The organism is Allobosea sp. GW821-FHT12C12 (genome assembly GCF_058807355.1).
Genome location: NZ_JBXAQP010000016.1, coordinates 38,121 through 52,349 on the forward strand (window position 1 = coordinate 38,121; position 14,229 = coordinate 52,349).

A 14,229-nucleotide genomic window follows, 5' to 3' on the forward strand; every position below is an offset into this window, starting at 1 on the left:
CTCAATAGGGTCCGCTCGCCTCTCCGGCGGCCTTGCCGCCAGCCTCGCCCGCGATCGCGTCGAGCAGCACCTGATGCAGCCCGCTCGCGCCGAAGCGGAAGGTCGCCGGCGTCGCCCAGTCCTCGCCCATCATCGCGTCCGCGAGCGCGAGATAGCCCCTGGCGTCCGCGAGCGTGCGGATGCCGCCCGACGGCTTGATGCCGATCGGCCGCCGCGCCAGCCCGATCACGCCCAGCATCACGCGCACCGCCGCCAGCGTGGCGGAGCGCTGCGTCTTGCCGGTCGAGGTCTTGATGAAGTCCGCGCCGTTCGCGATCGCGAGTTCGCTGGCGGTCTGGATCGTCGCGGCGTCGGGATATTCGCCGGTCTCGAGGATGACCTTGAGCAGCTTGTCGCCGCAGCGGTTCTTGACGTTGCCGACCATCGACTTCGCGCCGACGGTGTAGCCGGTCAGGACCATGCGCCAGGGCAGGACGAGGTCGATCTCGTCGGCCCCGTCGGCGAGCGCGGCCTCGGTCTCGCGCAGCACCGGCGCGATCGGCGTGCCGCCCTCTGGAAAATTCACCACGGTCGCGATCTTGACCGGGCCGTCGCCGAGCGCCTTGCGCGCCGCCGCGACATGGCGCGGCCAGATGCAGACCGCGGCCGCCGGCACGGGCGCCGCCATGGCCCTGGCGCAGAGCGCCAGGGCGCCCTCTTCCGTCGCCTCGTCGCCGAGATCGGTCAGGTCGAGCAGCGCGAGCGCGCGGGCGGCGAGGGCGGCGTCGGACATGGTTCAGAGCTCCGTCATGAAGCCGCGCAGCAGGCGGCGCAGGCCGGTCAGCGCGGCCAGTGCCGTGTCTCGCGTCTCGCCATGGCTCGGCGCGCCGCCGAGCAGGCCCGCGCCCATATTGGTGACGACCGAGATGCCGGCGACCCGGATGCCGTAGCGCCGCGCCAGGATGACCTCGGGCACGGTCGACATGCCGACGAGGTCCGCGCCCATCGTCCTGGCCATGCGGATCTCGGCCGGTGTCTCGAAGCTCGGCCCGGCGAACCACATATAGACGCCTTCGCCGAGATGGGTTCCGGCCCCGGCCGCCGCCCGCTTCAGCCGCGCCCGCAGATGCGGGTCGTAGGCATCGACCATCGGCACGAAGCGGCCGTCGCCGTCGTCGCCGATCAGCGGGTTGGGGCCGTTGAAGTTGACGTGGTCGGTGATCAGCGCCATGCCGCCCGGCCGCAGATCGGCTCTCAGCGATCCGGCCGCGTTTGTCAGGATCAGCGGCGGCGAGCCGAAGGCGGCGAGCATGCCGATCGGAACCTTCATCGCGGCGGAATCACCGGTCTCGTAGTAATGCGCCCGGCCCTGGAAGATCAGCGCCTGCTTGCCGTGGAGCGAGCCGTAGCTGAGCTGGCGGGCATGGCCGGACACCTCGCCCTTCGGAAAGCCGGGGATGTCCGAATAGGGGATCGTGACCCTGGTCTGCATCTCCTCGACGACGCGGCCGAGCCCTGTGCCGAGCACGATCGCGCAGTCGATCGGGCCATCGATCCCCCGATCAATCAGCGTCGAAGCAGCCTCGTCGAAGATCGCATCCACCGCCATACTGGTCCGCCCCCGCAGCCCGTGCAATTCGTCACGCGGACCCGGAACCCGGCCGGCGCAAATCACCGCCGCAAGTTGGCCGGTCCGAACGAGGCTGGCAACAGGACCGAAAGCGAAAAGCGGTCGCGGATGCCGTCGGGACCGGCGACCGCGACCGGCGTGCCGGGTTCGGCGAACTCGCGGATGCGCTGCCGGCAGGCGCCGCAGGGCGTCACCAGTTCCTCGCCCTCGCCGAAGACCAGCAGCGCCGCGATCCTGCGCCCGCCGCCCGCGATCATCGCCGAGATCGCGCCCTGCTCGGCGCAGGCCCCGGAGGGGTAGGCGGCGTTCTCGACGTTGCAGCCTGAATAGACCGCCCCGTCGTCGGCGATCAGCGCCGCGCCGACCCTGAACCGCGAATAGGGCGCATAGGCGCGCGCCTGGGCGGCTTTCGCGGCGGCAAACAGCGCATCGAAATCGGGCCCGGCGGCCGGCATCGGCTCAGCGTTCCTTGACATAGGGCAGGCCCGAGGCCTTGGGCGGGGTCGACTTGCCGATGAAGCCGGCGAGCAGGATCACCGTCATCAGATAGGGCAGGGCCTGGATCGCCTGCACCGGCACGAGCCCGATTCCGGGCAGCGCGACGCCCTGCAGCCGGATCGCGACCGCGTCCAGCATGCCGAAGAGCAGGCAGGCCCAGAGCGCCGGCACCGGCCGCCAGTTGGCGAAGATCACGGCCGCCAGCGCGATGAAGCCCTTGCCTGCCGTCATGTGCGGCAGGAAACCGGCCGATTGCGACACCGCGAGATAGGCGCCGCCGAGCCCGCAGAGCGCGCCGCAGATCACCACCGCCGCATAGCGCAGGCCGGCGACCGAAATGCCGGCGGTGTCGACCGCGGCCGGGTTCTCGCCGACCGCCCGCAAGCGAAGCCCGAAGCGTGTCCGCTTCAGCACGAAGGCGGTCAGCGCGACGCTGGCGACGGCGAGATAGGCCAGCGCGGCTTGGCCGGAGACGACCTCGTCATAGAGCGTGCCGACGATAGGAATAGTCTGGCGCGCCGTCGCGGCGAAGGGCAGCGCGATGTCGGGAAACCGCGCCGCCCCCTCCAGCGAGGGCGTGCGCCCGCCCTGTCCGTACCAGGCATTGCCGAGGATCACGGTGAGCCCGGCCGCCAGCATGTTGATCGCGACGCCGGAGACGATCTGGTTGCCGCGCCAGGTGATGGCGGCGAAGCCATGCACCAGCGAGAGCAGGATCGCGGCGAGCATGCCCGCGCCAAGCCCGGCCCAGGCCGAACCGCTCTGATACGCGATAACGCCGGCGGCGAAGGCCGCGACCAGCATCTTGCCCTCGAGCCCGATATCGACGACGCCGGCCCGCTCCGACCACAACCCCGCCATCGCGGCGCAGAGCAGCGGGATCGAGAGCCGGATGCCGGAATCGAGGATGACCGCGAGGGTCTGGACCCACTCCATGGTCAGCGGCCCCCCCTTGTCATTCCGGGGCGGTCCGCAGGACCGGACCCGGAACCCACGACCGGGGGAGCGTTGCTGAAACGGTTGCAACCGGGTGAGCTTGCTCGTGGGTTCCGGGTTCTTCGCTGCGCGAAGGCCCGGAATGACAAGGGGAAGCGCCCGCTCATGCCACCCGCCCCAGTCGAAGCCCGCTCGCCACCACGCGTCGAAACAGCCCGTCGAGGGCGCCGGCGAACAGGATGATGACGCCGCCGATGACGACGACCATGTCGCGGGTGATGGTCGGCTTGTCGAAGGAAAGCTCGGCTCCACCCTGATAGAGGATGCCGAACAGCACGGCGGCGAGCGCCACGCCGACCGGATGGCCGCGCCCCATCAGCGCCACCGCGATGCCGACGAAGCCGTAGCCGGCGGTGAAATCGAGCACGAGCCGCTGCTGCACGCCCATCGCCTCGTTGACCGCGAGCCCGCCGGCCAGCGCGCCCGAGATCGCCATCGCCACCATGCTGATGCGCGCCGGCGAGATGCCGGCATAGGCCGCGGCCCTCGGATTGGCGCCGGTGGTGCGGATGGCGTAGCCCAGCCGCGAGCGGAAGATCAGGGCCCAGACCGCGACGAGCGCGGCGATCGCGAGCAGGAAGGCCGAATTCAGCGGCGTCGCCGGCAGCGTTATGCCTAGCGGCGCGAGCAGGAGATGCATCGGCGTCAGGATGGCGTGTTTGGCGAACTCCGGCGTCTCCGGCTGCATCGAGCCCGGCTTGCCGATCTTCTCGACCAGCAGATAGACCAGCAGCGTCGCGGCGATGAAGTTGAGCATGATCGTGGTGATCACGACATGGCTGCCGCGCGTCGCCTGCAGCCAGCCGGGGATGAAGCCGTAGAGCGCCCCGCCCGCCGCGGCGGCCAGGATCGCCAGCGGCACCAATACGATGCCGGGCAGGGGCGCGAGCCAGAGGCAGGCGAGCGCGGCGAAGATGCCGGCGATCGTCGCCTGCCCCTCGCCGCCGATGTTGAACAGCCCGGCATGGAAGGCGACCGCGACGGCCAGTCCCGTGAAGATGAAGTTCGTGGTGTAGTAGAGCGTGAAGGCCAGCCCCTCGGCGCTGCCGAGCGATCCGCGCAGCAAGAGCGCGGTCGCTTCCAGCGGGCTCTCGCCGATGCCGGTCACGACGAGCCCGGCGACGACGAGCGCGGCCGCGACCGAGACGAGCGGAACGAGCCCGGCGTCGGCCCAGCGCGGCAGGGCGACGGGGGCGGCGCTCACGCCGCGCGCTCCGTCACGCCGGCCATCAGCAGCCCGAGATCGCGTTCGTCCGTCGCCTCTGCCGCGCGCTCGCCGGTGATGCGGCCGCCGCACATGCACAGGATCCGGTCCGACAGCGCCATCACCTCCTCAAGCTCGACCGAGACCAAGAGGATCGCGACGCCGGCGTCGCGCAGCGCGATCAGCCGGCGGTGGATGAACTCGATCGCACCGATATCGACGCCGCGCGTCGGCTGGCCGACGAGCAGCACCTTGGGCGCGCGCTCGATCTCGCGGGCGAGGACGATCTTCTGCTGGTTGCCGCCGGAGAAATTCGCGGTCTTGAGCGCGGGGTCGGGCGGTCGCACGTCATAGGCCGCGAAGGCCTCGCGCGCATGGGCGGCGATGGCACGCGGCGACAGGAACGGGCCGGCGCCGAAGGCGGACTCGTTCTGGTAGCCGAGGATCGCGTTCTCGGCCGCCGAGAAGGCGGTGACGAGGCCGGCCTTCTGCCTGTCCTCGGGGATATGCATCAGCCCGAGTCGGCGCAGATTGGCCGGCGTGCGGTCCGACGCCGCGAGGATCTGGCCGCCGAGCCGGATCACGCCGCGCGACGGCGCCGTCAGTCCGGCGAGCACGTCGAGCAGCTCGCTCTGGCCGTTGCCGGCGACCCCGGCGATGCCGACGATCTCACCCGCGTGCAGCGTCAGGCTGGCCTCGTTCAGGAGCGCGACGCCGCGCGCGTCGGCGACGCTGAGCCCGACCGCCTCGAGCACCGGCGCGCCCCGCTCGCGCGGCTGCTTCTCGACGCGCAGCAGCACGCGCCGGCCGACCATCTCTTCCGCCAGTTCCGGCGGCGACGTCTTGGAGGTGCGCAGATGCGCCACCATCTCGCCGCGTCGCATCACCGAGACGGCGTCGGTCACGTCCATGATCTCGCGCAGCTTGTGCGTGATCAGGATCACCGTCTTGCCCTGGCCCTTGAGCGCCCGCAGCAGCGCAAAGAGCTGGTCGGCCTCCGGCGGGGTCAGCACCGCGGTCGGCTCGTCGAGGATCAGGATGCCGGCGCCGCGATAGAGCGCCTTCAGGATCTCGACGCGCTGCTGAAACCCGACCGAGAGTTCTCCGACGATGGCGTCGGGATCGATCGCCAGCCCATAGTCCTGCGAGAGCCGTGCGAGTTCGGCCCGCGCCTTGCCGAGCCCGCTTTTCAGGAACGCGCCGCCTTCCGCGCCGAGCACGACGTTCTCGACCACCGACAGCGTCTCGACCAGCATGAAGTGCTGGTGGACCATGCCGATGCCGGCCGCGATGGCGTCGCCCGACGATCTGATCGCGCGTGGCTTTCCGCCGATCCTGATCTCGCCGGAATCGGCCTCGTAGAAGCCGTAGAGGATCGACATCAGCGTCGATTTCCCGGCCCCGTTCTCGCCGACGATGCCGTGGATCGAGCCGGCCGCCACCGAAAGCGACACGTCTTTGTTGGCCTGCACCGCGCCGAAGCGCTTGGAGATGCCGACAAGCTCGATGGCGGGGGCGGGGATGTGCGTCACAGCGCGATCACCATGCCGTCGAAGGCGCGTTCCTCGGGCAGGGCTTCGTCGCGCGCGAGCATGGCCGGTCCCATATGGATCAGGATCAGCCGCTTCGTCGCCAGTTTCGCGCGATTGGCACTGATGCTGGCATAGTCGAGATGGTTCGCGAGCTTCGTCTCCCAGGAATAGCACTCGATCAGCATCGCATCCGTCCCCTCGGCCAGCCCGATCAGCGCATCGGTCCAGGTCGTGTCGCCGGAATAGGCGAAGATCGTGCCGTCGGCCGACAGGCGATAGCCCTGGCAGGGGCCGGCGCGCGCGTCATGGACCATCGGGAAGGCGGAGACCGCGACGCCCGCGACGGTCGCGGGCGTCTCCGGCGTGATTTCGAGGAACCGGATCGGAAAGCGCCAGCCGAGCGAGCGGTCGCCGGGGAAGAGCGCGTCCATCGCGCGCCAGCACCAGCCCTCGATGCCGGCCGGCCCGGCGATCAGCAGCGGCTCCCGGCGCTTCGAGACGAATTGCGCATCGAGCAGGAAGACCGGCAGACCGCCGAAATGATCGGCGTGGAAATGCGTGAACAGCAGTGCGGACAGGCCGTTGCGCGCGATCCCGGCCTGGTTCAGCGCCACCAGGCTGGACGAACCGCAATCGAGCAGCATCCGGTCGGCGCCCGCCTCGACATGGAGGCAGGTGTTGAACCGCCCGCCCGAGCCGAAGGCGTCGCCGGAGCCGAGGATGGTGATCTTCATGGCGCTGGAGGCGCGACGACCTCTCCCCCCGAGGAGGGGAGCAGGCCGAGCCTGCCTACATCGTGCACTTGGAGTCCGACATGTAGTCGTGCACCTTGACCGCGCCCGAGATGATGTCGGCGCGGGCCTTGTCGGCGGCGGTTTTCATCTCCGGGGTGATCAGCGCCTTGTTGGCGTCGTCGAGCGCCCAGCCGACGCCGTCCTCCTTGAGGCCGAGCACCGAGATGCCGGCTTTCCAGCTGCCGTCGCGCGCGCCCTTGAACGAGGCATAGGTCGCGACGTCGACGCGCTTCAGCATCGAAGTCAGCACCTTGCCGGGCTGCAGGCCGTTCTGGTTGGAATCGACGCCGATGCCGAGCTTGCCGGCGTCGGCGGCGGCGCGCAGCACGCCGATGCCGGTGCCGCCCGCCGCGTGGTAGATCACGTCGGCGCCGCGGTCGATCTGCGACTTGGCGAGCTCGCCGCCCTTGACCGGGTCGTTCCAGGCCGCCGGCGTCGAGCCGGTCATGTTCTGGAAGATTTCGGCGTCCTTCTTGGCCGCCTTGACGCCCTGGACGTAGCCGCAGGCGAATTTCCGGATCAGCGGGATGTCCATGCCGCCGACGAAGCCGACCTTGTTCGACTTCGAGGCCATGCCGGCGAGCAGGCCGACGAGATAGGAGCCCTCATGCTCCTTGAACACGACCGACTGCACGTTGGGCAATTCCACCACCATGTCGATGATGGTGAACTTCAGGTCCGGGAATTCGGCCGCGACCTTCTGCAGCGCCGTCGCCTGGCTGAAGCCGACGGCGATGATCGGCGAGTTGCCGTCGCGGGCGAAGCGGCGCAGCGCCTGCTCGATCTGGGCGTCGTTGGTCGGCTCGAAGTCGCGGAACTCGACGCCGGTCTCCTTCTTGAACTGCTCGGCCCCGTTGAAGGCGCCCTCGTTGAAGGATTTGTCGAACTTGCCGCCCTTGTCGTAGACGATCGCCGGCTTGATCGCCGTCTGCGCCATCGCCGCCACGGCCGAGAGGGCGACGCCGGCCAGCGCCAGCGCGAAAGACTTCAGACGCATGGAAATTCCCCTGTCGATGACGCGGAGCGATTAGTTTTGCTCCTCCATGGGCGCACGATGGCACGGCTTCGCGGCGCGGCCAAGCGGCGGCGGGCCAGCATGCTGCGACCCCCGCCGCGAGGATTGCCGAAGCTCCGGCTTCGGCCTAACCCTTGGCGATGAGCCTGACCGACGACGAGATCGAGCGCTATGCCCGCCATCTGGTCCTGCCCGAGATCGGCGGGCCGGGCCAGAACCGGCTCAGGAACGCGCGCCTGCTGGTGGTCGGCGCGGGCGGGCTCGGCGCGCCGCTGATCCAGTATCTGGCCGCCGCCGGCATCGGCAAGATCGGCATCGTCGACGACGACGTCGTCTCGCTCTCGAACCTGCAGCGCCAGACCATTTTCCGCACGCAGGATGTCGGCGCGCACAAGGCGGTCGCGGCCGCGGAGTTCATCCGCCAGCTCAACCCCAACGTCGTCGTCGAGGAACACGTCACCCGCATCGACCCGCACAATGCCCGCGCCCTGATCGCCTTCTACGACGTGGTCGCCGAGGGCTCGGACAATTTCGCGACGCGCTACGCCGTCTCGGATGCCTGCTTCCACGAGCGCAAGCCGCTGGTCACCGCCGCGCTCGGCCGCTTCGACGGCTCGCTGACGACGATCCGCGCCCATGAGCGCGGCGCCGACGGCGCGCCGAACCCGAGCTATCGCTGCCTCTTTCCCACGGAGCCGCCGCCCGGCACGGTCGCGCCCTGCGCCGAGGCCGGCGTGCTCGGCGCGCTCGCCGGCGTCATGGGTTCGCTGATGGCGCTTGAGGTCATCCGCGCTGTGACCGGCTTCGGCGAGCCGCTGGTCGGCAAGCTGCTGCTGGTCGATGCGACGACGATGCGCTTCGAGACGATGCGCTATCGCTGGGATGCGGCAAATCCGCTGAGCGGCACGCAGCGATAGAGGCGTGCAGGCAGACTTGCCGCTCGAACGCCGGGCGATCGCGGCCGATGCAGCCGCTTTCCCGCGTGCGCTCATGGCCGGCGCCGAGCGGCGCGCCCCGTTCAGCGCTTGCTTTCGATCACGTCCCAGAGCTGCGCCGCGAGGTCCGGCCCGCCGAGCTTCTTGATGGCGCGCACGCCCGTCGGCGCGGTGACGTTGATCTCGGTCAGGTTGCCGCCGATCACGTCGATGCCGACGAGCAGCAGGCCGCGTTCGCGCAGCGTCGGGCCGATCGCCTCGCAGATCTCGAGCTCGCGCCTCGACAGGTCGGTCGGGGCCGCCGCGCCGCCGCGCACCATGTTGGCGCGCAGGTCGCCGGTCGCCGGCACGCGGTTGACCGCGCCGGCCGCCTTGCCGTCGATCAGGATGATGCGCTTGTCGCCGGCCGAGACCTCCTTCATGAAGCGCTGCACCACCCAGGGCTCGCGGAAGATGCCGGCGAAGAGATCGTAGAGCGAGCCGAAATTCGGGTCGTCCTTGCCGGTCTTGAACACGCTCGCGCCGCCATGGCCGTAGAGCGGCTTCATCACGATCTCGCCGAACTCGTCGCGGAACGCCTCGATCTCGGCCCTGTCGCGCGTGATCAGCGTCTGCGGCATCAGTTCGGGAAAATGCGTGACCAGGATTTTTTCCGGCGCGTTGCGCACCTCGGCCGGATCGTTGACCACCAGCGTCTTCGGATGGATGCGCTCGAGCAGATGCGTCGTCGTGACATAGGCCATGTCGAAGGGCGGGTCCTGCCTGAGCAGCACGACGTCGAGGGTCGAGAGATCGACGCGCTCCCCGGAACCGGCGGTGAAATGGTCGCCCTCCTGGTCGCGCACCGTGACCGGCCTGATCCGGGCCGTGACCTTGCCGTCGCGCAAGGTCAGCTTGTCGGGCGTGTAGGCGTAGAGCGTGTGCCCGCGCGCCTGCGCCTCCAGCATCAGCGAGAAGCCTGTGTCGCCGGCGATCCGGAGGCGCTCGATCGGGTCCATCTGGATGGCGACGGTCAGGGTCATGGCAAGCGCTCCGGTCTCTGGCGCGCTCTTATGGCCGGGCGCGCGTCGCATCGGCAAGTGGGAGTGCCTTGTCTCACAGGGCAAGCTGAAACACGTTCGTCACATGCCTTGGCCAGCGCAGTGGCGCGAGGAACACCGCGTCGACCCGCAGATCATGGTCCATCGCCCACGGATTCCGCGCCAGCCATTGCCGGATGCGGGCCGCGACCAGCCGGCGCTTGCCCGGCGTGATCGATATCAGCGCCTCCTCCATCAGGCCGCGCCGCTTGACCTCGACGAAGACGACGCTGCGCCCGCGCTTCATGATCAGGTCGATCTCGCCGCCCTTGCCGCCGAAGCGGCGCGCCAGCAGCCGGTAGCCCTTGGCCCGGAGCCAGAGGATGGCAAGCCATTCCGAGCGGAGGCCGACCTTGCCGGAGCGCTTGGCGCGGGCGCTGCGGCGCGATTTGCTCAAGGGTCCCGCGTCAGTTCGAGGGCGCGGGCATAGACCTTGCGGCGCGGCTGGCCGGTCTCGGCCGCGACCCGCGCCACCGCTTCCTTCAGCGATACGGACGCAAGCGCGGCGCGCAGCTTCTCGGTGATGGCGTCGTCGGCCGGAGCGAGTTCGCTCGCGCCCGGCGGGCCGATGATCACGACGATCTCGCCGCGCGCCTCCTCCTCGGCCTCGTAATGCGCCGCGAGCGCCGCCAGCGGCCCGCGCCGGACGTTTTCGTGGAACTTGGTCAGTTCGCGCGCCACCGCCGCAGGTCGTGCGCCGAGCACCGACGCGGCGTCCGACAGCATCTCGGCCAGTCGGCGCGGCGATTCGAAGAAGACCAGTGTGCCTGGAATGGCCGCGAGTTCGGTCAGCCGCCCGCGCCGCGCCGCAGCCTTTGGCGGCAGAAAACCCTCGAAGAAGAAGCGGTCGGTCGGCAGGCCGGCCAGCACCAGCGCCGCCAGCACGGCCGAGGGGCCGGGAATGCCGGTGACCGGCAGGCCTTCCGCGACCACCTCCGCCACGAGCTTGTAGCCAGGATCGGAGACCAGCGGCGTGCCGGCGTCCGAGATCAGCGCGAGCCTGCCGCCCTCGCGCAGCTTGCCGAGAATCCGGGGCCGCATCTGCTCGGCATTGTGTTCGTGATAGGGATAGAGCGGCGTCGAGATGCCGTAATGCGCCAGCAGCGTCTTCGAGGTCCTTGTGTCCTCGGCCAGCACGGCGTCGGCCGCGGCCAGCGTCGCCAGCGCCCGAAACGAGATGTCGCGCAGATTGCCGATGGGCGTCGCGACGATGTGCAGCCCGGGCGCGAGCGGCTCGGCCTCCGCCTTGAGCCCGAAGGCGGTGTAGCTCGGCTGGCGCGGCGCGGGCGGGGGGCTCGACATCGCCGCAACCTGCCACAGCGCCGCCACCCGCGCCACGGCCGGGCGTCTGCTTGTGCGCCTTGCCGCGATCGCAACCCAGAGTTAACAACTTGAAAATACCATGCCGGACTGGCAGGAAAGCCCAACGGTCGGGGGACTGCGCTGTCGGGGGGGCTTCGCGTCGCCCCGGTGAGGAACGACTGACCCAGGACTGGAGACTCCCCCCGTGTTGCGTCATCGGAACCGCGCTTCGGTCCTTTCGGTCCCGGCCATCCGTCTGGCCGCGCCCATCCTCGCGCTCGCGCTGGCGCTCGCCGCCTGCGGCGGCGGCACCTCGGGCCTGCCGGGCTTAGACAATCAGCAGGCGCAGCCGCAGGGCGGGACCGCGCCGACCGGCCAGACCATCGGGCAGGGCAAGATCAGGGTCGGGCTCATCCTGCCGCTGACGGCGGAGGGGCAGGGCGCGACCGTCGGCAATGCGCTGAGGAACGCGGCCGAGATGGCGCTGGCCGAGTTTCCCGGCGCGGATTTGACGCTGCTGGTCAAGGACGATCGCGGCACGCCCCAGGGCGCTCAGGCCGCGGCCCAGGAAGCGCTGTCGGAAGGGGCCGAGCTGATCATCGGGCCGCTCTTCGCGCCCTCCGTCCAGGCGACGGCGCAGGTCGCGCGCGGCGGCGGCAAGCCGGTGATGGCCTTCTCCAGCGACAGCAACGTCGCGGGCCGCAACGTCTATCTGCTCTCCTTCCCGCCCGAGAACGACGTCAACCGCGTCATCGCTTATGCCTCGGCTCAAGGCAGGAAATCTTTTGCGGCGCTGCTGCCGGACACCTCCTATGGCAACGTCGTCGAGGCGGCGTTCCGGCAGGCCGTGGCCGACCGCGGTGCGCGCGCCGTCGCGATCGAGCGCTTCGGCTCGGACCCGGCCAGCATGCGCGCCGCCGTGGCCAAGCTCGCGCCCGCGCTCATCCAGGCCGACGCGCTCTTCGTCCCGGCGGCCGCCGATACCATGCCGGCGCTCGGCCTCGCCCTGCAGCAGGGCGGCTACGATCCGGCCAAGGTCAAGCCGCTCGGCACCGGCGTCTGGAACGACGGCAATGTCGCCCGCGTCCCGGCGATCCAGGGCGGCTGGTTCGCCTCGCCCGACACGGCGGGGTTCAACGCCTTCGCCGGCCGCTACCAGCAGCGCTTCAACAGCGCCCCGACGCGGACCGCGACGCTGGCCTATGACGCCGTCTCGCTCGCCGCCGCTTTGGCGCGCACGCAAGGCACGCAGCGCTTCTCGGAAAGCGTCCTGACCAATCCGTCGGGTTTCGCCGGCGCCGACGGCGTCTTCCGCTTCCGCCCTGACGGTCGCGTCGAGCGCGGGCTGGCGGTGCTCGAACTGCGCAACGGCCAGATCGTCACGGTCAACGCCGCTCCGCGCGATCTCGGGCCGCGGACGCAGTAGGCTTTACGCCGCCAGATCAGCCACCACCGCGTCCAGCAGCAGCGCTCCGTCGGGCGTGCAGGCCAGCTTGCCGCCGGGCCTTCGCATCAGCAGCCCGTCGCCGATCAGGCTTTCGACCCGCTGCGTCTTCAGCGCCCGCCCCGACAGCGCGGTGAAGATCGCCGGGTCGATACCCTCGACCAGCCGCAGGCCCATCAGCAGATATTCGTCGCCCTGCGCCTCGGCGTTGAGGCTCTCGTCCTCGACCAGCGCGTGCCCTTCCGCCTCGACGCGGGCAAGCCATGTCTCGGGGCGCTTCTCGGTCGATTGCGCCATGCGGCCCTCGCCCGTGACCAGCCGGCCATGCGCGCCCGGCCCGATCCCGGCATATTCGCCGTAGCGCCAGTAGACCAGGTTGTGTCGGCACTCCGCGCCCGGCCGGGCGTGGTTCGAGATCTCGTAGACCGGCAGGCCGTGCCTGGCCGTGATCTCCTGCGTGATCTCGTAGAGCACGGCGCCCGCCTCATGGTCGGGCATGGCGAGCCTGCCGGCCTTGAACAGCCGCTCGAAGGCGGTGTCGGGCTCGATCGTCAATTGGTAGAGCGAGAGATGCTCGGCCGCGTGGCCGATCGCGAGTTCGAGTTCCGCCCGCCAGAGCGCCGGCGTCTGGGTCGGCGAGCGGGCATAGATCAGGTCGAAGGAATAGCGCTCGAAATATTTTCGCGCGATCGCGACCGCGTCCAGAGCCTCCTGCGTCGAATGCATCCGCCCGAGCGCCTTGAGGTCGGCGTCGTTCAGCGCCTGCACGCCGAGCGAGACCCGGTTGACCCCCGCCGCACGGAAATCGGCGAAACGCTCGGCCTCGACGCTGGTCGGATTGGCCTCCAGCGAGACCTCGCAATCCGGATCGACGGCCCAGTGCTCCCCGATCGCATCGAGGATCGCGCCAACGGTCCGCCCCTCCATCAGCGAAGGCGTGCCGCCGCCGAAGAAGATCGAGGAGACGGTCCGGCCGGGCGCGAGCGCGGCGCGATGGGCGATCTCGCGCCGGAAGGCCGAGACGAAGCGGGCTTGGTCCGGCGGCACCAGCCGGACATGGGAGTTGAAGTCGCAATAGGGGCATTTGGCCAGGCAGAACGGCCAGTGCACATAGACGGCGAATCCCGCGCCGCTGGTCGGGTGTTCGGGCGCGCCGGGCCGTTCCAGCAGGGCGGCGGACGCGCTCACGCCGGTTTCCGCAGGCAGGCGGCGGCGAGCCGCGCGAAGGCGCGCGCCCGGTGCGAGAGCGCCTCGTCGGTTCCGCTCTTCACCGTGGTCGACATCTCGGCGAAGGTCTCGGCGTAGCCATCGGGCTGGAAGATCGGGTTGTAGCCGAAGCCGCCCGTGCCGCGCGGCGCGTCGACGATCGCGCCGAAGACGCGGCCCTCGAACAGCTCCTGATGCCCGTCCGGCCAGGCGATCGCCAGAGCCGAGGTGAAATGCGCCCGCCGCTGCTCGGGCGCGGTCGCGCCGCGCCTGGCGAGTTCGGCCAGCACGCGCGCCATCGCCGGCTTGAAATCCTTGCCCGGCCCCGCCCAGTTCGCCGAGAACAGCCCCGGCGCGCCGTCGAGAGCATCGACGCAGAGCCCGGAATCGTCCGAGAGCGCCGGCAGCCCGGACGCCTTGCAGGCCGCAACCGCCTTGATCGCGGCGTTCTCGGAGAACATGTAGCCGTCCTCCTCGGGCTCGGGCAGGCCGAGTTCGCCGGCCGAGGCGAGCTCGATCCCATAGGGCGCCATCAGCTCGCGCATCTCGACGAGCTTGCCCTTGTTGTGGGTCGCGAGCACGACTTTTCCGGTGAGGAGGCGGCGACCGCTCATC

At 70.2% G+C, this 14,229-nt stretch carries 15 protein-coding genes; 2 read left to right on the plus strand and 13 right to left on the minus strand.

Going from position 1 to position 14,229, the window contains the following annotated elements; genetic code table 11:
- Window position 1 precedes the first annotated feature (1 nt).
- From deoC to AC1RRW_RS19290, 8 genes are all read right to left on the minus strand, one after another.
- Window positions 2-772: a deoxyribose-phosphate aldolase gene (gene deoC, locus AC1RRW_RS19255; RefSeq protein WP_492902868.1), complete on the minus strand. Its 771-nt coding sequence runs from the start codon at window positions 770-772 to the stop codon at window positions 2-4.
- A gap of 3 nt (window positions 773-775) precedes the next feature.
- A complete protein-coding gene (locus AC1RRW_RS19260; protein WP_492902869.1) occupies window positions 776-1,588 on the minus strand; it encodes a purine-nucleoside phosphorylase in 813 nt (270 codons plus the stop codon).
- A 62-nt stretch (window positions 1,589-1,650) separates the two neighbouring features.
- On the minus strand, window positions 1,651-2,064 hold the full coding sequence (locus AC1RRW_RS19265) for a cytidine deaminase (RefSeq protein WP_492902871.1): 414 nt from the start codon (window positions 2,062-2,064) through the stop codon (window positions 1,651-1,653).
- Between the two features lie 4 nt (window positions 2,065-2,068).
- On the minus strand, window positions 2,069-3,043 hold the full coding sequence (locus tag AC1RRW_RS19270) for an ABC transporter permease (RefSeq protein WP_492902872.1): 975 nt from the start codon (window positions 3,041-3,043) through the stop codon (window positions 2,069-2,071).
- 163 nt (window positions 3,044-3,206) lie between these two features.
- Window positions 3,207-4,307, minus strand: a complete 1,101-nt coding sequence (locus tag AC1RRW_RS19275) for an ABC transporter permease (protein ID WP_492902874.1) — start codon at window positions 4,305-4,307, stop codon at window positions 3,207-3,209.
- Window positions 4,304-5,830, minus strand: coding sequence for an ABC transporter ATP-binding protein (locus AC1RRW_RS19280; RefSeq protein ID WP_492903016.1), 1,527 nt, complete (start codon window positions 5,828-5,830; stop codon window positions 4,304-4,306). Before AC1RRW_RS19280 ends, AC1RRW_RS19275 begins: the two co-directional genes overlap by 4 nt.
- A 5-nt stretch (window positions 5,831-5,835) precedes the next feature.
- Window positions 5,836-6,573, minus strand: a complete 738-nt coding sequence (locus tag AC1RRW_RS19285; protein WP_492902876.1) for an MBL fold metallo-hydrolase — start codon at window positions 6,571-6,573, stop codon at window positions 5,836-5,838.
- Window positions 6,574-6,628: 55 nt separating this feature from the next.
- On the minus strand, window positions 6,629-7,624 hold the full coding sequence (locus AC1RRW_RS19290; RefSeq protein WP_492903018.1) for a BMP family lipoprotein: 996 nt from the start codon (window positions 7,622-7,624) through the stop codon (window positions 6,629-6,631).
- Between the two features lie 164 nt (window positions 7,625-7,788).
- Between AC1RRW_RS19290 and AC1RRW_RS19295 the strand changes: the two genes are divergently transcribed.
- Window positions 7,789-8,565: a HesA/MoeB/ThiF family protein gene (locus AC1RRW_RS19295; RefSeq protein ID WP_492902878.1), complete on the plus strand. Its 777-nt coding sequence runs from the start codon at window positions 7,789-7,791 to the stop codon at window positions 8,563-8,565.
- 101 nt (window positions 8,566-8,666) lie between these two features.
- On the opposite strand, the gene gshB is transcribed toward AC1RRW_RS19295, so the two are convergent.
- The 3 genes from gshB to rsmI form a co-directional block, all read right to left on the minus strand.
- On the minus strand, window positions 8,667-9,605 hold the full coding sequence (gene gshB, locus AC1RRW_RS19300; protein ID WP_492902879.1) for a glutathione synthase: 939 nt from the start codon (window positions 9,603-9,605) through the stop codon (window positions 8,667-8,669).
- Between the two features lie 73 nt (window positions 9,606-9,678).
- Window positions 9,679-10,059, minus strand: a complete 381-nt coding sequence (locus tag AC1RRW_RS19305; protein ID WP_492902881.1) for a YraN family protein — start codon at window positions 10,057-10,059, stop codon at window positions 9,679-9,681.
- Window positions 10,056-10,964, minus strand: coding sequence for a 16S rRNA (cytidine(1402)-2'-O)-methyltransferase (gene rsmI, locus AC1RRW_RS19310; protein ID WP_492902883.1), 909 nt, complete (start codon window positions 10,962-10,964; stop codon window positions 10,056-10,058). Before rsmI ends, AC1RRW_RS19305 begins: the two co-directional genes overlap by 4 nt.
- 205 nt (window positions 10,965-11,169) lie before the next feature.
- Between rsmI and AC1RRW_RS19315 the strand changes: the two genes are divergently transcribed.
- Window positions 11,170-12,390 carry a penicillin-binding protein activator gene (locus tag AC1RRW_RS19315; RefSeq protein WP_492902885.1) on the plus strand — a complete coding sequence of 407 codons (1,221 nt, stop codon included), beginning with the start codon at window positions 11,170-11,172 and terminating at the stop codon, window positions 12,388-12,390.
- A gap of 3 nt (window positions 12,391-12,393) precedes the next feature.
- On the opposite strand, the gene hemW is transcribed toward AC1RRW_RS19315, so the two are convergent.
- Both hemW and rdgB read right to left on the minus strand, forming a co-directional pair.
- The gene (gene hemW / locus AC1RRW_RS19320; RefSeq protein WP_492902887.1) at window positions 12,394-13,596 is read right to left on the minus strand and encodes a radical SAM family heme chaperone HemW; all 1,203 of its coding nucleotides are present in this window, start codon (window positions 13,594-13,596) and stop codon (window positions 12,394-12,396) included.
- Window positions 13,593-14,228: an RdgB/HAM1 family non-canonical purine NTP pyrophosphatase gene (gene rdgB / locus AC1RRW_RS19325; protein WP_492902889.1), complete on the minus strand. Its 636-nt coding sequence runs from the start codon at window positions 14,226-14,228 to the stop codon at window positions 13,593-13,595. Before rdgB ends, hemW begins: the two co-directional genes overlap by 4 nt.
- Window position 14,229: the final 1 nt, after the last annotated feature.

What these genes read in the sequence shown, in the direction of transcription:
- AC1RRW_RS19265 (WP_492902871.1), bottom strand. Translation starts at nt 2,064, where the DNA reads ATGCCGGCCGCCGGGCCCGATTTCGATGCGCTGTTTGCCGCCGCGAAA.
- AC1RRW_RS19285 (WP_492902876.1), bottom strand. Translation starts at nt 6,573, where the DNA reads ATGAAGATCACCATCCTCGGCTCCGGCGACGCCTTCGGCTCGGGCGGG.
- deoC (WP_492902868.1), bottom strand. Translation starts at nt 772, where the DNA reads ATGTCCGACGCCGCCCTCGCCGCCCGCGCGCTCGCGCTGCTCGACCTG.
- AC1RRW_RS19270 (WP_492902872.1), bottom strand. Translation starts at nt 3,043, where the DNA reads ATGGAGTGGGTCCAGACCCTCGCGGTCATCCTCGATTCCGGCATCCGG.
- rdgB (WP_492902889.1), bottom strand. Translation starts at nt 14,228, where the DNA reads ATGAGCGGTCGCCGCCTCCTCACCGGAAAAGTCGTGCTCGCGACCCAC.
- AC1RRW_RS19260 (WP_492902869.1), bottom strand. Translation starts at nt 1,588, where the DNA reads ATGGCGGTGGATGCGATCTTCGACGAGGCTGCTTCGACGCTGATTGAT.
- AC1RRW_RS19295 (WP_492902878.1), top strand. Translation starts at nt 7,789, where the DNA reads ATGAGCCTGACCGACGACGAGATCGAGCGCTATGCCCGCCATCTGGTC.
- gshB (WP_492902879.1), bottom strand. Translation starts at nt 9,605, where the DNA reads ATGACCCTGACCGTCGCCATCCAGATGGACCCGATCGAGCGCCTCCGG.
- rsmI (WP_492902883.1), bottom strand. Translation starts at nt 10,964, where the DNA reads ATGTCGAGCCCCCCGCCCGCGCCGCGCCAGCCGAGCTACACCGCCTTC.